Origin of the sequence: Ruminococcus sp. CAG:379 (genome assembly GCF_000434255.1) — a bacterium.
GTDB lineage: Bacteria > Bacillota > Clostridia > Oscillospirales > Ruminococcaceae > Ruminococcus_F > Ruminococcus_F champanellensis.
Window position 1 is genome coordinate 49,286 of the sequence record NZ_FR894897.1, and the last position, 600, is coordinate 49,885.

Below are 600 nucleotides of genomic sequence, written 5' to 3' on the forward strand. Positions count from 1 at the left end.
CCGCCGCCGCAGGAATGGTCACCCGGCGCCGTGCGTGAAAATATCCCTTGAGACATGCACAGATAGATGCAAAGGGCAAAGTCACTGCCAAAAGCCGTACACCGCTTGCCAGGGCGGCAGACTTCAGAAACCGTTCCGCAAGCCAGGGTGCCAGCACATACACGCTGCCCCCAACGAGCAGGCTCAGCAGCAGGCTGCAAATCCCTGCATACCGCAGCACATGCTCCGGATTACCGCAGCTTCTGCCGATCTCCTCTGAAACGAACCGGCTGGTGCTGACAAAGCCGTTTCCGCTGGCAAGCACGGCACACAGTCCGAAAAAAGCACTGATGAGTGTAACCACCCCCACCTGGGAGGGGCCAATCCGGCGGGTCAGAAACACATTCAGCATCAGACCCAACGCCTGTAGCAACAACTGCATCACGCTTAGAAAGCATGTATCCCTGCCCACTGATCCCTTGCTCATAGGCTCACCCCTTTTCCATAAAAGCTATGCGGGATGCGCCCGGAATAGACGCATCCCGCATAGGGATTCAGGTTTGTGTGAACAGTCCGTACTTGGTACAGATCCGGGTGAGCCGCCTGCCGATGGGCTTGGTC

The 600-nt window shown here is 57.7% G+C and carries 1 protein-coding gene; it reads right to left on the minus strand.

Annotation, left to right across the window (positions count from 1 at the left end):
- A partial coding sequence (locus tag QVO51_RS06600) for an oligosaccharide flippase family protein (protein ID WP_288167946.1) occupies window positions 1-466 on the minus strand: 466 nt, incomplete at its 3' end.
- Window positions 467-600 lie beyond the last annotated feature (134 nt).